General features: G+C 70.2%; 14 protein-coding genes. 6 read left to right on the plus strand and 8 right to left on the minus strand.

Annotation, left to right across the window (positions count from 1 at the left end; all coding sequences use genetic code 11):
- Positions 1-66: 66 nt before the first annotated feature.
- Complete coding sequence (locus tag DVS28_RS11915; RefSeq protein WP_114591649.1) at positions 67-1149, plus strand: TerC family protein; 1083 nt, start codon at positions 67-69, stop codon at positions 1147-1149.
- A 10-nt stretch (positions 1150-1159) separates the two neighbouring features.
- Here the strand turns inward: DVS28_RS11915 and DVS28_RS11920 are convergent, their stop codons facing one another.
- Together DVS28_RS11920 and DVS28_RS11925 are read right to left on the minus strand one after the other, a co-directional pair.
- Entirely contained in the window at positions 1160-1648 is a 489-nt protein-coding gene (locus DVS28_RS11920) for an aminoacyl-tRNA deacylase (RefSeq protein ID WP_114591650.1), read from the minus strand.
- Positions 1649-1694: 46 nt separating this feature from the next.
- Positions 1695-2603, minus strand: a complete 909-nt coding sequence (locus tag DVS28_RS11925; RefSeq protein WP_114591651.1) for a crotonase/enoyl-CoA hydratase family protein — start codon at positions 2601-2603, stop codon at positions 1695-1697.
- An 89-nt stretch (positions 2604-2692) separates the two neighbouring features.
- On the opposite strand from DVS28_RS11925, the gene DVS28_RS11930 reads away from it, so the two are divergent.
- Both DVS28_RS11930 and DVS28_RS11935 read left to right on the plus strand, forming a co-directional pair.
- Positions 2693-3379 (plus strand): hypothetical protein, encoded by a 687-nt coding sequence (locus tag DVS28_RS11930; RefSeq protein WP_114591652.1) that lies wholly within the window; start codon positions 2693-2695, stop codon positions 3377-3379.
- A 417-nt stretch (positions 3380-3796) separates the two neighbouring features.
- Positions 3797-4222, plus strand: coding sequence for an LCCL domain-containing protein (locus DVS28_RS11935; protein WP_114591653.1), 426 nt, complete (start codon positions 3797-3799; stop codon positions 4220-4222).
- Here DVS28_RS11935 and DVS28_RS11940 read toward each other — a convergent pair.
- The 4 genes from DVS28_RS11940 to DVS28_RS11955 form a co-directional block, all read right to left on the minus strand.
- Complete coding sequence (locus DVS28_RS11940) at positions 4219-5232, minus strand: alpha-ketoacid dehydrogenase subunit beta (RefSeq protein ID WP_114591654.1); 1014 nt, start codon at positions 5230-5232, stop codon at positions 4219-4221. The two genes, DVS28_RS11935 and DVS28_RS11940, sit on opposite strands and share 4 nt — an antisense overlap.
- Positions 5232-6482 (minus strand): thiamine pyrophosphate-dependent enzyme, encoded by a 1251-nt coding sequence (locus tag DVS28_RS11945; RefSeq protein ID WP_114591655.1) that lies wholly within the window; start codon positions 6480-6482, stop codon positions 5232-5234. Before DVS28_RS11945 ends, DVS28_RS11940 begins: the two co-directional genes overlap by 1 nt.
- A 59-nt stretch (positions 6483-6541) precedes the next feature.
- Positions 6542-7039 (minus strand): thiol peroxidase, encoded by a 498-nt coding sequence (gene tpx, locus DVS28_RS11950; RefSeq protein ID WP_114591656.1) that lies wholly within the window; start codon positions 7037-7039, stop codon positions 6542-6544.
- A gap of 108 nt (positions 7040-7147) precedes the next feature.
- Complete coding sequence (locus DVS28_RS11955; protein WP_114591657.1) at positions 7148-8281, minus strand: Lrp/AsnC family transcriptional regulator; 1134 nt, start codon at positions 8279-8281, stop codon at positions 7148-7150.
- 49 nt (positions 8282-8330) lie between these two features.
- Between DVS28_RS11955 and DVS28_RS11960 the strand changes: the two genes are divergently transcribed.
- The gene (locus tag DVS28_RS11960; RefSeq protein WP_114591658.1) at positions 8331-9347 is read left to right on the plus strand and encodes a zinc-dependent alcohol dehydrogenase family protein; all 1017 of its coding nucleotides are present in this window, start codon (positions 8331-8333) and stop codon (positions 9345-9347) included.
- A 26-nt stretch (positions 9348-9373) separates the two neighbouring features.
- Here DVS28_RS11960 and DVS28_RS11965 read toward each other — a convergent pair whose 3' ends face one another.
- Complete coding sequence (locus DVS28_RS11965) at positions 9374-11320, minus strand: APC family permease (protein ID WP_216826580.1); 1947 nt, start codon at positions 11318-11320, stop codon at positions 9374-9376.
- Positions 11321-11538: 218 nt separating this feature from the next.
- On the opposite strand from DVS28_RS11965, the gene DVS28_RS11970 reads away from it, so the two are divergent.
- Positions 11539-13818: a RecQ family ATP-dependent DNA helicase gene (locus DVS28_RS11970; RefSeq protein WP_114591659.1), complete on the plus strand. Its 2280-nt coding sequence runs from the start codon at positions 11539-11541 to the stop codon at positions 13816-13818.
- Between the two features lie 15 nt (positions 13819-13833).
- Here the strand turns inward: DVS28_RS11970 and DVS28_RS29960 are convergent, their stop codons facing one another.
- On the minus strand, positions 13834-14562 hold the full coding sequence (locus DVS28_RS29960; RefSeq protein ID WP_216826581.1) for a DUF937 domain-containing protein: 729 nt from the start codon (positions 14560-14562) through the stop codon (positions 13834-13836).
- A 151-nt stretch (positions 14563-14713) separates the two neighbouring features.
- Between DVS28_RS29960 and DVS28_RS11980 the strand changes: the two genes are divergently transcribed.
- A complete protein-coding gene (locus DVS28_RS11980) occupies positions 14714-15514 on the plus strand; it encodes an SDR family NAD(P)-dependent oxidoreductase (RefSeq protein ID WP_114591660.1) in 801 nt (266 codons plus the stop codon).
- Positions 15515-15547 lie beyond the last annotated feature (33 nt).

Consider the following 15547-nt stretch of genomic DNA (forward strand, 5'->3'; position numbering starts at 1 on the left):
AACAGTGTCCGGCCCATTCCGGAGGGGGTTTCCGGGGGGTCGAGCACGGATACGATTGACCCGAACATGATCCTCACCCTTGCCACGGAAGCCGCCTCCTCCACCCAGCGCTTCGCCGACTTCGAGGTCCCCGCCGCAGCGTGGTGGGCGCTGCTGATCGGCATCGTCTTCCTGCTGCTGCTGGACCTGTTGCTCGTGCACCGCAAGCCGCACGAGATCAGCTTCCGCGAGGCCATCATCGAGTCGGCCGTCTGGATCACCCTTGGCCTGGCGTTCGGCCTCGTGATCCTGTTCTGGCAGGGCGGGCAGGCGGCCGGTGAGTACTACGCGGGCTACCTGATCGAGAAGAGCCTCTCGATCGACAACGTCTTCGTCTGGGCGGTGATCCTCAGCTACTTCTCCGTGCCGAAGATGTACCAGTTCCGCGTGCTGTTCTGGGGTGTCTTCGGGGCCCTCGTGCTGCGTGCCCTGTTCATCTTCGCGGGTGTGGCGCTGATCGAGCGGTTCGACTGGGTCCTGTACCTCTTCGGTGCGTTCCTCCTCTACTCGGCATGGAAGCTGGCGGCGCACCGTGACGCAGAGATCCACCCCGAGGAGAACCCGGTCCTGAAGCTGGTCCGGCGGGTCGTCCCCTCGACCAACGACTACCACGGCCAGGCCATGTTCATCCGCGAGAAGGGCAAGCTGCTGGCGACGCCCCTGTTCGCCGTGCTGGTCCTCATCGAGGCCACCGACGTCGTCTTCGCCGTCGACTCCGTGCCGGCCATCCTGGCCGTGTCCCGGGAGCCGTTCCTCGTCTTCGCCTCCAACGCCTTCGCGATCATGGGGCTGCGCGCCCTCTACTTCGCCCTGGCCGGCATGAAGGACCGGTTCCGCTACCTGGACCTCGGCCTGGCCGCGATCCTCGCGTTCGTCGGCGTGAAGATGCTGATCGCCGACTTCTACCACATGCCGATCCCGCTCAGCCTGGGCGTGATCTTCGGTGTGCTGACCATCGCGATCTGGACCTCGTTGGCCGCCGACAAGCGCCAGCCCCCCAAGGCCGACGAGCACGGCCTGCCGGTCGACCCCGTGTCGGAGGACGTGGCGTCGATCCAGCCGCCTCCGCCCGAGGACCGTGTGGACGAGCGCGAGCCCGACCACAGCTGACCTGCCGGGTTCAGTCCTCCCGGCGGATCCTCGCGACGGTCGCCTTGGTCGCCTCGACGAGGGCGGCTGGTGCGAGCTCGAGCTCGAGGCCCCGGCGGCCGCCGGAGACGAAGACCCGTTCGTGGTCCATCGCCGAGTCGTCGAGCACGGTGTCGAGGCGCTTGCGCTGGCCGATGGGGCTGATGCCGCCGACCACCATGCCGGTCGAGCGCTCGGCGTCCGCCGGCTTGGCGACGCTGACCTTCTTCACGCCCAACGCCTTGGCCACGGCCTTGAGGTCCACGGTCGTCGTGACGGGGACGATGGCGACGGCCAACCGGTCGTGCTGGACGAGGATGGTCTTGAAGATGCGCTCGGCCGCGACGTCCATGGCTGCCGCGGCTGCCAGGCCGTAGCCGCGGTCGTCGTCGGGCACACCCTCCTCACCGAGGTCGTGGACGCGGTGGTCGAGCTTCGCCCGACGAAGGGCGATGACTGCGGGGGTCTCCTTGCCGCTCATGTCAGGAGGTTATCGCCGACGCGCGCCGGGTTCCGAGTCGTGAGGGTCACCCGCCACCGAGGCCACCGGCGTCGCCGAACGGGTCGTCGCGCTCCCGCACGGCCTGGCGGAACCCTGCCTCGGCTGCACGCTGCTGGAACGCGTACCCCTCCGGGGTGTGGCGGGTGATGCCGTCGAAGACGGCGCCGAGCACCTGGGTGGCGTGCAGCCCCTGCTCCTGGACCTGGGTGTTGACCAGCAGCTTCATCATGGCCAGCTGGTTCAGCGGCATGCGGGCGATGCGTGCGGCGAGGGCTTCGGTGCGCTCGACCAGTTGGCCGGCCGGCGGCGCCTCGATCGCGAGTCCCCATTCCAGCGCCTCGGTCCCCGACAGCGAGTCACCGGTGAACAGCAGCCGCTTGGCCCGCTGGGGGCCCAGCCGCTGGGTCCACATCGAGGTGGTGGGCGAGCCCCAGACCCTGGCCGGCGGGTAGCCGATGCGGGCGTCGTCAGCGATGACGAGCAGGTCGCTGCACAGGGCGAGGTCGGTGCCGCCGGCCACGCAGAAGCCGTGGACGCTGCAGATCACCGGGGTGGCCGCGTGGAAGAGCGTCATGAACGCCTTCACGTTCCGGCTCATCATCGCGTAGTCGACCATCGGGTCCCACGTGCGGGACGGGTCGTGGTTGGCGGCCATCACCGCGGGGTCCAGCGGCGACCCCTCGACCGCGTCGCTGGGACCGAGCGACCCCTGGCCCTCCGCGGACTCCACCAGGTCGTAGCCGCCGCAGAACCCCTTGCCGTTGCCGGACAGGACGATCACGTGGACGTCGGGGTCGAGATCGGCCCGTTCCACGGCCGCGGCGAGCTCGGCGATCAGGGTGCTGGTCAGGCCGTTTCCGCGGTCTGGCCGGTCAAGGGTGATGCGGGCGATGCGGTCAGCGGTGGAGTACGTCAGCTGGGTGGGTGGCCACATGGCCGCAGCCTAGGGTCTCGGCTCGGTACCCTGCGTGGTTCGGTACCAACGCCGAACGAGATGACAGACCCGGAAGCAGAAGGACACCTGTGGCGCCGCACGACGACAGAACCGCTTGGCTGGTCAAGGCCGGGAAGCGCGCCAAGCACGCACGAGACTTCGTCACCAAGGACATGGTCTCCATCGGCACCGAGTGGCCCGGCGTGGGCGACCTGTCGACGGCCTCCGACGCCGAGGTGTTCCTGGCCATCGAGGCGGCTGGCCGGAAGAAGCCGGCGGATGACCTCGTCCAGCTCCGGATCCTGTCGACCCGGATGACCGCGGGGGACATCGTGGTCACACCGGATGTCGCCAACGGCGACCTGCTGTTCGGCGCGGTCGACGGCGAGTACGAGTACTCCGCCCGGCCCGTCGTCGAGGATCACCACCACTCCCGCCCGGTCAGCTGGTTCGGCCGCCTGACCGTCGACCACCTCGAGCCGTTCCTGGCCAAGGCCGTCGACTGGCGTGGTGGCACCCTGCGTCGCCTGCCGGAGCAGACCCACTGGCTGCGCCTCGCCGGAGAGATCCGCGACGGCCTCGGCCGCCCGGCCAACGACTTCCCCCGCATCGCCAAGGCGGCCCCCGCCAAGCGCAAGACTCCGTCGAGCACCCCGCGCATGGCCGCCAACCCGACCATGGTCGTCAACCCCGACCAGCTCTGCCCCTCCTGCGGCCTCCTCCGCGCCGCGAGCATGTTCCCCGACGGCTCGGAGTACTGCCGCGACTGCGATTGAATGGGCTGGATTCGTCGGTCCTCGCTTCGCTCGTCGGGTCCTCGGGCTCGTGACCGACGATCCGCTCCGCCGATTCTCGCCCCTCGCAGGCTCGTGGCTCCGAGTCTTGCTCACGGAGCGTCGGCGCCCTGCGGCGGTGCGTGGAGTCCTTGGGGGCGCTGAGCACACGCCGGGTGGGCACACGAGTGGTGTGTGCGTTGGGCGTCGTTGAGGGGTGGGTATCGCACCCACCCTCGACCGGTGTGCGAGGTCGACGTCGCAGGGGGCTCGGGAACGCGCACGGTGGCTGACCCTGGGTGCGTTCGACGACGGAGAGGGGCGGGTATCGCACACGGCGGAGCGCGACCCGAGGCATGCGCGGTGAACAAAGGCTGACGCGGAGGGGAGGGGGACCGGCGGTCACCTAGATTGCCGGCCATGACGAACTCGACCCCGTGGCTGCGTGGCAGCCTGCTGGCCCTGATGCTCCTCGTGACCGCGTGTGGGGGCGGCGGGGACGACGTTGGAACCGAGCGACAGCCGGAGGTGGCCGTCGCCGAGGAGTTCGACGCCGAGTGGTCGCGCAACGCCACCGAGCTACGGGGCAACGACGGCGAGCGGTACGCCTACACCTGCCCGCCGGCCGGTAGCGCCTCGTCGGTCTGGGGCACGGGGCCCTACACCGACGACTCCTCGGTCTGCACCGCGGCCGTCCACGCCGGGCTGATCACCTTCGACGACGGTGGCCGGGTGGTCTTCGAGATCGAGCCGGGCCTCGAGGCCTACCCCGAGGGCGAGGCCAACGGGGTGGCCGCGTCCTCGTGGCCCAGCTGGCCTGGCTCGTTCTCCTTCGTCAGCCGCTAGATCGCCATCGTCTCGGTCAGGTAGCCGGCCAGGCGGTCCGGTCCGGGGAAGTAGTCCCACTCCTGCGCGTGCGGGTACGGGGTGTCCCACCCGGTCACCCGCCGGACGGGGGCCTCCAGGTGGAAGAAGCAGTAGCGCTGGACGAGGGCGGCCAGCTCGGCGCCGAAGCCGCTGGTGTGGGTCGCCTCGTGCGCCACGACACAGCGACCGGTCTTCTTGACCGACTCCACGATCGTGTCCAGGTCCAGCGGCAGCAGGGTGCGCAGGTCGACGACGTCGGCCTCGACACCGGCCTGTTCGGCCGCCGCCAGGGCGACGTGGACCATCGTCCCGTACGCCAGGATCGTGATGTCCGACCCCTCGCTGGCCATCGCTGCCTTGCCCAGCGGCACCGTGTAGTGGCCCTCGGGCACCTCACCCTTGGGGTGGTTCTTCCAGCCGACCGACGGACCGTCGTGGTGACCGTCGAACGGGCCGTTGTAGATCCGCTTGGGCTCGAGGAACACGACCGGGTCGTTGTCCGCGATGGCGGCCAGCAGCAGCCCCTTGGCGTCGTAGGGGTTGGACGGCACGACCGTCTTCAGCCCGGCGACGTGGGTGAACAACGCCTCCGGTGACTGGCTGTGGGTCTGGCCGCCGAAGATCCCGCCGCCCGTCGGCATGCGCACCGTGATCGGCGCCCAGAAGTCGCCGGCCGACCGGTGCCGCAACCGCGCGGCCTCGCTGACCAGCTGGTCGTAGCCGGGGTACATGTAGTCGGCGAACTGGATCTCCACGACCGGCCGGATGCCGTACGCGCCCATGCCGATGGCCGCGGCGATGATGCCCTGCTCGCTGATCGGGGTGTCGAAGCAGCGGGTCTTGCCGAACTTCTCCTGCAGGCCCTTGGTGACGCGGAACACCCCACCGAAGTAGCCGACGTCCTCGCCGAACACGACGACGTCGTCGTCAGCCTCCATCGCCACGTGGTGGGCGTCGTTGAGGGCCTGGATCATGTTCATGGCCGGCATCAGATGCTGCCCTTTCCGAACTTGAGGAACGCGGCACGCTGGCGTTCGAGGTGAGGGGGCATGTGCTCGAACACGCCCTCGAAGATGTCGCGCTGCGCGGTGTTGTCGTGCAGCGTCCCGTAGCGCTCGGCTTCCCGCTGTGCGTCGGCGACCTGCTCCTTGATCTCGGCCTCCATGTCGGCCCGGTCGGCAGCCGACCAGTCGCTGATGGCCGCCAGGTGGCGGTGGAGCCGCTCGACCGGGTCACCCAACGGCCACTTCTCGTACTCGTCCTTGGGCCGGTAGCCCGTCGGGTCGTCGGAGGTGGAGTGCGCGCCCGCACGGTAGGTCAACCACTCGATGAGGGTCGGGCCCAGGGAACGGCGTGCCCGGTCGGTGGCCCACTTGGCCGCGGCGGACACGGCCAGGTAGTCGTTGCCGTCGACGCGGAGGCTGGGGATGCCGAAGCCGTGGCCTCGGGCGGCGAACGTCGCTGCACCGCCACGGGCGACCGTCTGGTAGGTCGAGATGGCCCACTGGTTGTTGACGATGTTCAGCACGACCGGCGCGTTGTAGGTCGACGCGAAGACGAGCGCGGAGTGGAAGTCGCCCTCTGCCGTCGAGCCGTCACCGATCCAGCCGGCGGCGACCTTCGTGTCGCCCTTGATGGCCGACGCCATCGCCCAGCCGACGGCCTGGCTGAACTGCGTCGCCAGGTTGCCGGAGATCGTGAAGAAGCCCTGCGCCTTGGAGGAGTACATGACGGGCAGCTGGCGGCCTCGGACCGGGTCCCGCTCGTTGGAGTAGATCTGGCACATCATGTCGACCAACGGGTAGTCGTCGGCGATGAGCAGGCCCTGCTGGCGGTAGGTGGGGAAGTTCATGTCCCCGTCGGCCTGCACCATCCGGGAAGCGCAGGCGATGGCCTCCTCGCCCAGGCACTGCATGTAGAACGACGTCTTGCCGGTCCGCTGGGCGGTCTGCATCCGCTTGTCGAACTCGCGGACGGTCAGCATGTGCCGAAGCCCGGTGACGAGGGTGTCGACCGACAGCTCGGGGTTCCACTCGCCGACGGCGTAGTCGTCGTCGTCGAGGACGCGGATCAGCCCGTAGGCGAGGTCGCGCATGTCCTCGGGCGGCGTGTCGACCGCCGGCCGGGGGGCATCCCCGGCAGCGGGCAGGTCCATGTCGTCGTAGGACGGAGTGTCGCCCGGACGGAAGGCGGGCTCGGGAACGGTCAGCCTGAGCGGCTGTACGGAGGGGTCGGCCATGGGCCCGATTGTGCCGGACGTCGCCGACCCCTACCGGTGGCCGTTCCTACAGGGCGGACCTACAGGGCGGACAGGGCCGCGTCGTAGTCGGGCTCCTGGCCGATCTCGGGGACCTGCTCGCTGTGCAGCACGGTCCCGTCGGTGTCGAGGACGACGACCGCGCGGGAGGCCAGGCCGGCCATGCCGCCGTCGAGGATCCGCACGCCGAAGTCGTCGAGGAACTCGGGGTTGCGGAAGGTCGAGCCGACGGCAACGTTGTCGATGCCCTCGGCGCCGCAGAAGCGCTTGAACGCGAACGGCAGGTCAGCGGAGACACACACGACGGCGGTGTCCTCCAGCTCTGCAGCCTTCTCGTTGAAGGTGCGGACGCTGGTCGCGCAGACGCCCGTGTCCACCGACGGGAAGATGTTGAGGACGACCTTCTTGCCGGTGAGGTCGTCGGAGGTGACGGGCTTCAGGTCGGCGCCGGTCAGGGCGAAGGCCGGGGCCTTGTCGCCCTTCTGGGGCAGCTCGCCGACGGTGCTGATGGCGTTGCCGCCGAGGGTGATGGATGCCATGGGATGAAGGTCCTCTTGGTGGTTGACGAACAGGTCTCTGGACTGTCTACACGCCGAAGGGCGCGCTCGGAAACCGGACCGTCGTCGTGCCCGGTCAGCCGGCCCGTACTAGGCGGTCATGTCCGCGGGGTCGAGGCCCTCGCGGGCACACCACTCGCGGTAGGCGATGGGGGAGATCTCGCTGGGCTTGATCTCGCTGCGGCCGCCCCAGAACACGTTGGTGTAGGAGACGGGGATGCCGACGGACTCGAGGTGGGCGTCGATGGCGGCCTTGTGCTCCAGCACCCGCTCCTTGTCGGTCCCGTGGGACACACCCATGATGTTGACGTCGGCGAACTCGGGGCCGCCCTCGCGCCAGTAGGCGTGGGTCATGCAGTGGTGCCGCCCGACCTCCTGGCCGGCGCGCAGCTGCTCGCCCTCCGGCACCCGCCAGTGGAACAGGGCGTTGTAGCGGGTCACCTGGGTGCCGTCGCTGTGCTTCTTGACGTGCTCGAGGAACGTGGAGAACCGGCCGATGACCCGCCGCTCGTTGAGGGACGCCGCGACCTCACAGAAGTCCTCGATGGTCTCGCCGGCCTCGGCGGCGCGGGCCACCCACGGGTCCTCCACGATCTCCGCGGGCGCGAACTCGCGCTTGAGGGCCATCAGGATCCGCCACTCGCGGTCGGTCAGGTCCACGATCTTGGTGTCCAGCACGCGACCCGGCTCGTCGGTCTTCTCGCCCGGCTCGATCGTGCGACGACGCACGTGCCCGACACCCAGCGCGAAGAGCTTCTTCGCCGGCAGCAGCCGATAGCCCTGCGCACCCGTCTTCGTCATCAGGTACCGGCAGTGCGCGTCCATGTCGTAGGGCTTCGGGACCTTGAGGGTGGTCCACAGCTTGTACTGGCTGCCCGGCGTCTCGCGGTCGGTCGTCCTGGTCACGACATGACCGCTGAACGGGTCCTGCTCGAACATGTAGTCGAACGTGGCCTTGATGTCGTCCTGCGGCACCTTCCACGCGACCAGCGCGCCGGGGGCCAGGGAGGTGGCCATCAGCGTCTGGCGGATGCGGCGGATCGTGCCGGCCTCCACCATCGCGCGAAGTCGTTCGAGGACGGTGTCGAGGTCCACCCCCGAGTCCTCGGCGATGGTCCGGAAGGGGTAGCGGTGGAACCCCTGGATCCGGTCCTCCGACACCTTGAGGATCTGGGAGTTGACGGCGTCGTCGACGCCTGCAGGCACGGCTTCAGCAGTTGACATCGTCCTCGGAGTGTAGGTCGACCCGCCATGCACGCCGTACGGTGAGGCCATGCGCGTCACCACCATCCACGCCCCCGGCGACATCCGCCTCGAGGAGCGCCCCGACCCGACCATCGAGCGTCCGACCGACGCCATCGTCCGCACCGTCGCCGCGTGCGTCTGCGGGTCGGACCTGTGGCCCTACCGCGGCGCCAACGACGTCGAGGCCGGCAACCCGATCGGCCACGAGCTGGTCGGTGTCGTCGAGGCCGTCGGCAGCGATGTGACGTCCTTCCGGCCCGGCCAGTTCGTCGTCGTGCCGTTCTGCCACAGCGACAACACCTGCGCCCACTGCGCCGTCGGCATGACCTCGGCCTGCGTCAACGGTGGGTTCACCAACGGCGGGCAGGCCGAGCTGGTCCGGGTCACCCAGGCCGAGGGCAGCATGGTCGCCACCGACGGCATGCCCGACGACGACCTCATCCCCTCCCTGCTGACCCTCTCCGACGTGATGGCCACCGGCTGGCACGCCGCCGTTGCGGCGGGGGTGGAGGAGGGGGACACCGTCGTCGTGGTCGGTGACGGCGCCGTGGGCCTGTGCGGGGTCCTCGCCGCATCGGTCATGGGAGCCGGCCAGGTGATCGCCATGTCGCGGCACGAGCCCCGTCAGCGCATCGCCGAGCAGTTCGGCGCCACCAACCTGATCGCCGCCCGTGGCGAGGAGGGCGAGCAGGAGGTCCTCGACCTGACCGACGGTGTCGGCGCCGACGCCGTGCTGGAATGCGTCGGCACCGGACAGGCCATGGCGACCGCCTTCAACGTCGCCCGTCCGGGCTCGACCGTCGGGTTCGTCGGGGTGCCCCACGGGGTCGAGCTGCCGATCCGGCGCATGTTCAGCAAGAACATCGGCCTCGCCGGCGGCATGGCCCCGGTGCGGACCTACCTGCCCGAGCTGATGCAGCTGGTCACCGACGGCACGATCAACCCCGGCATCGTCTTCGACGCGGTCATGCCGCTGGAGGACGTCGCCGAGGCCTACCGGGCGATGGACGAGCGCGAGGCGATCAAGGTGTTGCTCGAGCCCTGAGCCTCACGCATCCACGCGTTCGTCCCTCACGCATTCAGGTGATACGGCACCGACGTGACGACGGTGCCGCGGCGGAACAGCAGGCGCCCCTTCAGCAGCAGCGCGCTGTTGTTGTGCAGGAAGTGCCCCCACCAGCGTGACACCACGAACTCGGGGATGAGCACCGTGACGATGTCGCCGTCCCATCGGTCGTCGACCTCGTCGACATACCGCAGCAACGGACGGGTCAGCTCCCGATAGGGCGAGCGGATGACGTCCAGGCGGATGTCGCCCGGGACCCGTGCCCACCGCTCACGGATGGCGGTCTCGGCGTCGTCGTCGGCGACCACCGTGACCGCCAGCAGGTGGGTCGGGTGCAACGACCACGCGTAACGCAGCGCCTCGACGGTGCCGCGGTGCACGTCGCCGACCAGGACGACGACGGTGTGGGCGGTCGGCTCGAGCACGATGCGGTCGGGCAGGCGCAGCCCCGAACGAACCCGCTGGTAGTGCGAGGAGACGCCGCGGAACAGCACGACCACCGTCGGGATGACGATCAACGGCAGCCACGCGCCGGAGGAGAACTTGGTGATCGCCACGATCAGCAGGACGACGAAGGTGGTGAACGCGCCGACCCCGTTGATGGCCACGCCGCGCTGCCATCCCGCCTCGCGAAGCCGCAGGTGGTGGCGGACCATGCCCGTCTGCGACAACGTGAAGCTGGTGAACACCCCGACGGCGTACAGCGGGATCAGGGCCGTCGTGATGCCGCCGAACCCGATGAGCAGGGTCGAGGCCGCGGCCGCCAGCAGGAGGATCCCGTTGGAGAACACCAGCCGGTCCCCGCGGTTGGCGAGCTGCCGGGGCAGGTAGCCGTCGCCGGCGATGATGAAGGACAGCCGCGGGAAGTCGGCGTACGCGGTGTTGGCCGCCATGGTGAGGATGCACGCCGTGGCGATCTGGAGGACCAGGAAGAGCGGGCCGGATCCGAAGACCGCCAGGCCGAGCTGTGCGATCACGGTCTGGTCGTGGCTGGGGACCGGCATGACCGCCGTGGCCAGCACCGCGGACCCGAGGAAGAGCGTCCCGAGGATCGCGGCCATCCACGACAGCGTCACCGCCGCGTTGCGGGGCGCTGGCTTCTGGAAGGCCGGCACGCCGTTGGAGATCGCCTCGACCCCGGTCAGGGCGACCGCACCGGAAGAGAAGCCCTTGAGGACGAGGAAGAGCCCGAGCTCACCACCGTTGAGTGCGCCCTCGAACCCTTCGGCGTCCACCGGTGACAGGCCACCGAACAGGCCGAGCTCGGCCTTGGCGAGGCCCACGACGACCAGGGCGCCGAACGTCACGATGTAGACGTAGGTCGGGATGGCGAACGCGCGTCCCGACTCCTTGACGCCGCGGAGGTTCACCAGCGTGATCAGGGCGACGAGGACCAGCCCGACCGCGACCCGGTGGTCCCGCAGGCCGGCGAAGGCGGGGATCGACAGGATCGCCGCCACACCGGCCGAGATCGAGACGGCCACGGTCAGGATGTAGTCGACCAGCAGGGACGCCCCGGCCACCAACGACGGCGTCTCGCCGAGGTTCTCGCGGCTGACGACGTACGAGCCGCCACCCGATGGGTAGGAGTGGATGGTCTGGCGGTACGACGCCGAGACGATCAGCAGCAGCAGGGCGACGGCCAGCGCGATCGGGACGAGGACCGGCAGCCCCAGCGCCAGGCTGGACGCGCCGAGGGCCACGACGAACAGGATCTCCTCGGTCGCGTAGGCGGTGGAGGAGATGGCGTCGGAGGAGAAGACCGCGAGGCCGACGCGTTTGGAGATGCGCTGCTCGTCGATCTCGCTGCTGGCCAGCGGAGCGCCGACGAGGGAGCGCTTGAGCGTCTCCAGCATCGGCGGGTGGGACTCGACCGTCGGTTGGGACGGGTCGTCGTCGGCCGGGGCGACGACGTCGTGGCGTCGGGGGTGGTCGCGGTGGCGCAGCTCCATCACCGCTGCGCACCTGTTGCACGGGGGACGATGGCATACCACATTCGTTCGTGCACGCTGTCGCTCTCCTGCGCTGGGGCCCGTCGACCGGGCACGCCTCCCCGGCCCGGACGGGTCGGAGGTCCGCGTGGAACCAGCCCCACTTCGCGGACGTGCCGATTCTAGCTGTGGACGGAACTGCTGCAGCGATGTCACGGGTGTCTGCGAGGGTGGTGCACATGTCAGACGACACGTCCCTGCCGCCCGCCCCACCGCCGCCCGAGGAACCCCCGGAGGAGGAGTGGGAGGACTCGTGGAGTCCGGACGTCGAGGACGCGCAGCCGTCTGCCACGTCACCCGCGCCGGTGGTCCCCGACGGCCCACGTCGGGCGACGGGTGATGTCGACGCCGAGGCCGTGGGTGCCCAGGCGCAGGACCTCATCCAGCAGCTTGCCGGGCCCGAGGCGACGGTCCGGCCGGACCAGCTGACCGCGATCATCGCCCTGCTGGAGGGGCGTCGCGCGCTCGTCGTCCAGCGCACCGGGTGGGGCAAGACGGCCGTGTACCTGCTGGCCACCGCCCTGGCGCGACGACGGGGCGACGGTCCCACGCTGCTGGTCTCCCCGCTGCTTGCCCTCATGCGCGACCAACTCCTGGCCGCCGAACGGGTCGGGGTGCGGGCGGCCACGATCAACAGCGCCAACATCGACAAGTGGGGCGAGGTCGAACGGGCGGTGACCTCCGACGAGGTGGACCTGCTGCTCATCAGCCCCGAACGCCTCAACCACCCGGGGTTCCGTGAACGGGTCTGGCCCTTCCTCGCCGCACGCGTGGGCATGGTCGTGGTCGACGAGGCCCACTGCATCTCCGACTGGGGCCACGACTTCCGTCCCGACTACCGACGGATCAAGGACGTGCTGGCCGACCTCGGCGACGCCGGCGTGCTGGCGACCACGGCGACCGCCAACGATCGGGTCGTCGATGACGTCACCGCCCAGCTGGGGGAGGGGACCGTCATCCTCCGCGGTGGCCTCGACCGATCCTCGTTGCACCTCGCCGTCCACGACCTCGACGACGACGAACGGCTGGCGTGGATGGCCGGCTGGATCCCCACCGTCGAGGGGTCGGGCATCGTCTACTGCCTGACCGTCGCCGACACCGAGCTGGTCGCGGAGTTCCTGCGCGCCGAGGGCATCGACGCCGTCGCCTACTCCTCGTCGCTGGACAACGACGCCCGCGAGCAGCTCGAGGCCGACCTGAAGGCCGACCGGGTCAAGGCGGTCGTGGCCACCTCCGCGCTGGGCATGGGCTTCGACAAGGCCGACCTGACCTTCGTGGTCCACCACGGCCTGCCGTCCTCGCCGGTCGCCTACTACCAGGCGATCGGTCGTGCGGGGCGAGGCGTGGATCGTGCCGACGTGGTGGCGCTGCCCGGGCACGACGACGATGCCGTGTGGGCCTACTTCGCGTCCGCATCGATGCCGCGCCAGAAGCTGGTCGACCAGATCCTCGAGACGTTGTCGGTCGGATCGTCGACCTCCGTCGCCGCGCTGGAGACCTCGGTCAACGCCGGTCGGGGGCGGCTGGACGCGGCCCTGCGGATCCTCGACGTCGACGGCGCGGTCGAACGGGTCAAGGGTGGCTGGACCGCGACAGGGAAGGGTTGGCGGCCCGACGAGGAACGCATCGACCGCGTCGGCCGTGCGCGGGACCACGAGGCCGACGCCATGCGGACCTACGCCGGCCTGGCGGCGAAGGGCGAGTGCCTGATGCGGTTGCTGCTGGACCACCTGGATGATCCGTCGGTCAGCGACGACGCCTCGTGGCGGTGCGGCCGCTGCCAGGGGTGTGACCCGTCGCTGGCCTCGGCCACCTTCGCCGCCGATCCCGACACCGTGGCACGTGCGTTGGCGTTCCTCCGCAGCCGCGACGTGATCGTCGAACCGCGTCGCATGTGGCCCACCGGGCTGTCGGACCGCAAGGGACGGATCAAGGGCCTCCAGGCGGAGGAGGGCCGGGCGCTCGCCCGTGGCTCCGACCCGGGTTGGCGCGACGTCGTCGAGGTCCTGCTGCGCCGCGGCGCCGATCCGTCCGATCCGGCGGTCGAGCAGGCGCTGGAGGAAGCCGTCGCCGGCCTCTTCGCCGTGCTCAAGCGGTGGCGCTGGTCGGTCCGCCCGACCTGGGTCGCGTGGGTGCCGTCGCGGTCGCGACCGTGGCTGCCCGAGACCCTGGCCGAACGGATCGCCACGGCCGGCCGCATGGAGCTGGTCGATGCCGTCCGCCGGACCGGTGTCGACACGCCGCCGCAGGAGCGCATGGGCAACTCCGCCCATGCGGCCACCAACGCCATCGCCGGCCTGACCGTGGACGCATCGGCGGTTCGAGGCGCACCGGCAGGCCCGTGCCTCCTGGTCGATGACCTGCGGACCAGCGGGTGGACGCTCACCGTCGTCACCGACCTCCTGGGACAGGCCGGCGCCCAGACCGTCCTGCCCCTGGTCCTCAAGCGGGCCTACTGATCCACGGGATCAGCGCTAGCGGCGGCCCAGGATCGAGCCGAGGATGTCGTCCAGGGGGCTGGACGTCTTCTGCTTGTCACGGATCCCGTCGAGCACGTTGTCGAGCACGCCGCCCCCCTGTGCGTCGTCGTCCTTCCCACCGCCGAGGACCGAGCCGAGGATGTCGCCGATCCCGCCGCCGTCCCCACGGTCCTGCGCCGGGGCGTCGTCGCCGCCGAGCACCGACCCGAGGATGTCGCCGAGGCCACCGCCACCGCCGGTCGCCTGACCGGCCGCGCCGCCCCCGAGCACCGAGCCGAGCAGGTCGCCGAGGCCCCCGCCACCACCCGCGCCACCGCCCGTCATCTTCTTCTTCATGTACGCCATGACGAGCGGCGCGAGCATGGGCATCAGCTTGCCGACGAGGTCGCCCGACCCGCCGCCGAGGAAGCCCTGGAGCTCCTGCTCGACGCCGCCACGACGCTCACCGAAGACGTGGCCGACGATGCGGTCGCCCTCGTCGGGGTCGACCCGACCGATCGGGTCGTTGCTGTCGAGCAGGTCACCGTCGTGGTCCTCACGTACCGCCGCAGCCAGGCCGAGGGCACGCGAGGGGTCACTGGCCTGGGCGGTCAGCCCGGCGAGCAACGTCGGCAGCGCCGCCTCGGTGGCCTGACGAGCGGTGTCCTCGTCGGTGCCCAGGCGCGCGGCGATGTCGGACATCGACACGCTGGACAGGATCTCTTCGGTCATCGTGCGGGACATGGATTCTCCGGGGGCTGATCGTCGGGGTCAGGTCGGTGCTGCGCAGAGCCTACGAGGCCACCTCGGTCCACGAGGACCTACCCGCAGTGGGCGTCCGCTAGGGTCGAGGGATCCCAGCACCGTCACCTCTGGAGCACGAGGAGCGCGCCGCATGAAGGTCAACGGGAAGATCATCGCCGTGACCGGTGGAGGTGACGGCATCGGACGGCAGGTGGTGCTCGAGCTGCTGCGTCGCGGGGCGAGGGTCGTGGCGGTCGACATCCGCCAGGACGCGCTGGATGCCACGGTGGACCTGGCAGGGGCAGGGGACCGGCTGACGACGGCCGTGGTCGACGTCACCGACCGGGACGCGGTGGCCGCGCTGCCGGGTCGAATCGAGGACGATCACGGCGCGGTCGACGGCGTGATCAACGTCGCCGGCATCATCCAGCCGTTCGTTCGCCTCGCCGATCTGGACTGGGAGGCGATCCAACGGGTCGTCGACGTCAACCTCTGGGGCACCCTCCACGTCGTCAAGGCGTTCCTGCCACACCTCCAGAAGCGACCGGCGGCGCACGTCGTGACGGTCTCGTCGATGGGGGGTTTCCTGCCCGTGCCCGGCCAGGCGGTCTACGGGGCCACGAAGGCCGCCGTACGCCTGATGACCGAGGCGCTGTACGCCGAGACGATGGGGACGCCCGTCGAGGTCTCGGTGGTGTTCCCCGGTGCCGTGTCGACCGACATCACCAGCAACTCCGGTGTCGACGTCCCCGGTGGTGCGACCGGGGGCAGCTCGCGCATGCCGACGACGTCACCCGAGGATGCGGCCTCGACCATCCTCGACGGCATGGAGGAGGGCGACCTCCACATCTACGTGGGCAAGGACGCCAAGCTGATGGGCGTTGCCAACCGCGTGGCCCCGCGCCGGTCGATCCACCTCATCCAGCGCCAGATGCGCAAGTTGCTGGGCTGAGCACCCACGGGCGGTTGGCCACGATCGTGCCGC

The organism is Euzebya pacifica (assembly GCF_003344865.1).
Lineage (GTDB): Bacteria > Actinomycetota > Nitriliruptoria > Euzebyales > Euzebyaceae > Euzebya > Euzebya pacifica.

Excerpts from the sequence above, each read along its gene's own strand:
- DVS28_RS11920 (WP_114591650.1), bottom strand. The coding sequence starts at position 1,648 with ATGAGCGGCAAGGAGACCCCCGCAGTCATCGCCCTTCGTCGGGCGAAG.
- DVS28_RS11940 (WP_114591654.1), bottom strand. The coding sequence starts at position 5,232 with ATGCCGGCCATGAACATGATCCAGGCCCTCAACGACGCCCACCACGTG.
- DVS28_RS11970 (WP_114591659.1), top strand. The coding sequence starts at position 11,539 with ATGTCAGACGACACGTCCCTGCCGCCCGCCCCACCGCCGCCCGAGGAA.
- DVS28_RS11915 (WP_114591649.1), top strand. The coding sequence starts at position 67 with ATGATCCTCACCCTTGCCACGGAAGCCGCCTCCTCCACCCAGCGCTTC.
- DVS28_RS11960 (WP_114591658.1), top strand. The coding sequence starts at position 8,331 with ATGCGCGTCACCACCATCCACGCCCCCGGCGACATCCGCCTCGAGGAG.
- DVS28_RS29960 (WP_216826581.1), bottom strand. The coding sequence starts at position 14,562 with ATGTCCCGCACGATGACCGAAGAGATCCTGTCCAGCGTGTCGATGTCC.
- DVS28_RS11925 (WP_114591651.1), bottom strand. The coding sequence starts at position 2,603 with ATGTGGCCACCCACCCAGCTGACGTACTCCACCGCTGACCGCATCGCC.
- DVS28_RS11955 (WP_114591657.1), bottom strand. The coding sequence starts at position 8,281 with ATGTCAACTGCTGAAGCCGTGCCTGCAGGCGTCGACGACGCCGTCAAC.
- DVS28_RS11945 (WP_114591655.1), bottom strand. The coding sequence starts at position 6,482 with ATGGCCGACCCCTCCGTACAGCCGCTCAGGCTGACCGTTCCCGAGCCC.
- tpx (WP_114591656.1), bottom strand. The coding sequence starts at position 7,039 with ATGGCATCCATCACCCTCGGCGGCAACGCCATCAGCACCGTCGGCGAG.
- DVS28_RS11935 (WP_114591653.1), top strand. The coding sequence starts at position 3,797 with ATGACGAACTCGACCCCGTGGCTGCGTGGCAGCCTGCTGGCCCTGATG.
- DVS28_RS11965 (WP_216826580.1), bottom strand. The coding sequence starts at position 11,320 with ATGGAGCTGCGCCACCGCGACCACCCCCGACGCCACGACGTCGTCGCC.
- DVS28_RS11980 (WP_114591660.1), top strand. The coding sequence starts at position 14,714 with ATGAAGGTCAACGGGAAGATCATCGCCGTGACCGGTGGAGGTGACGGC.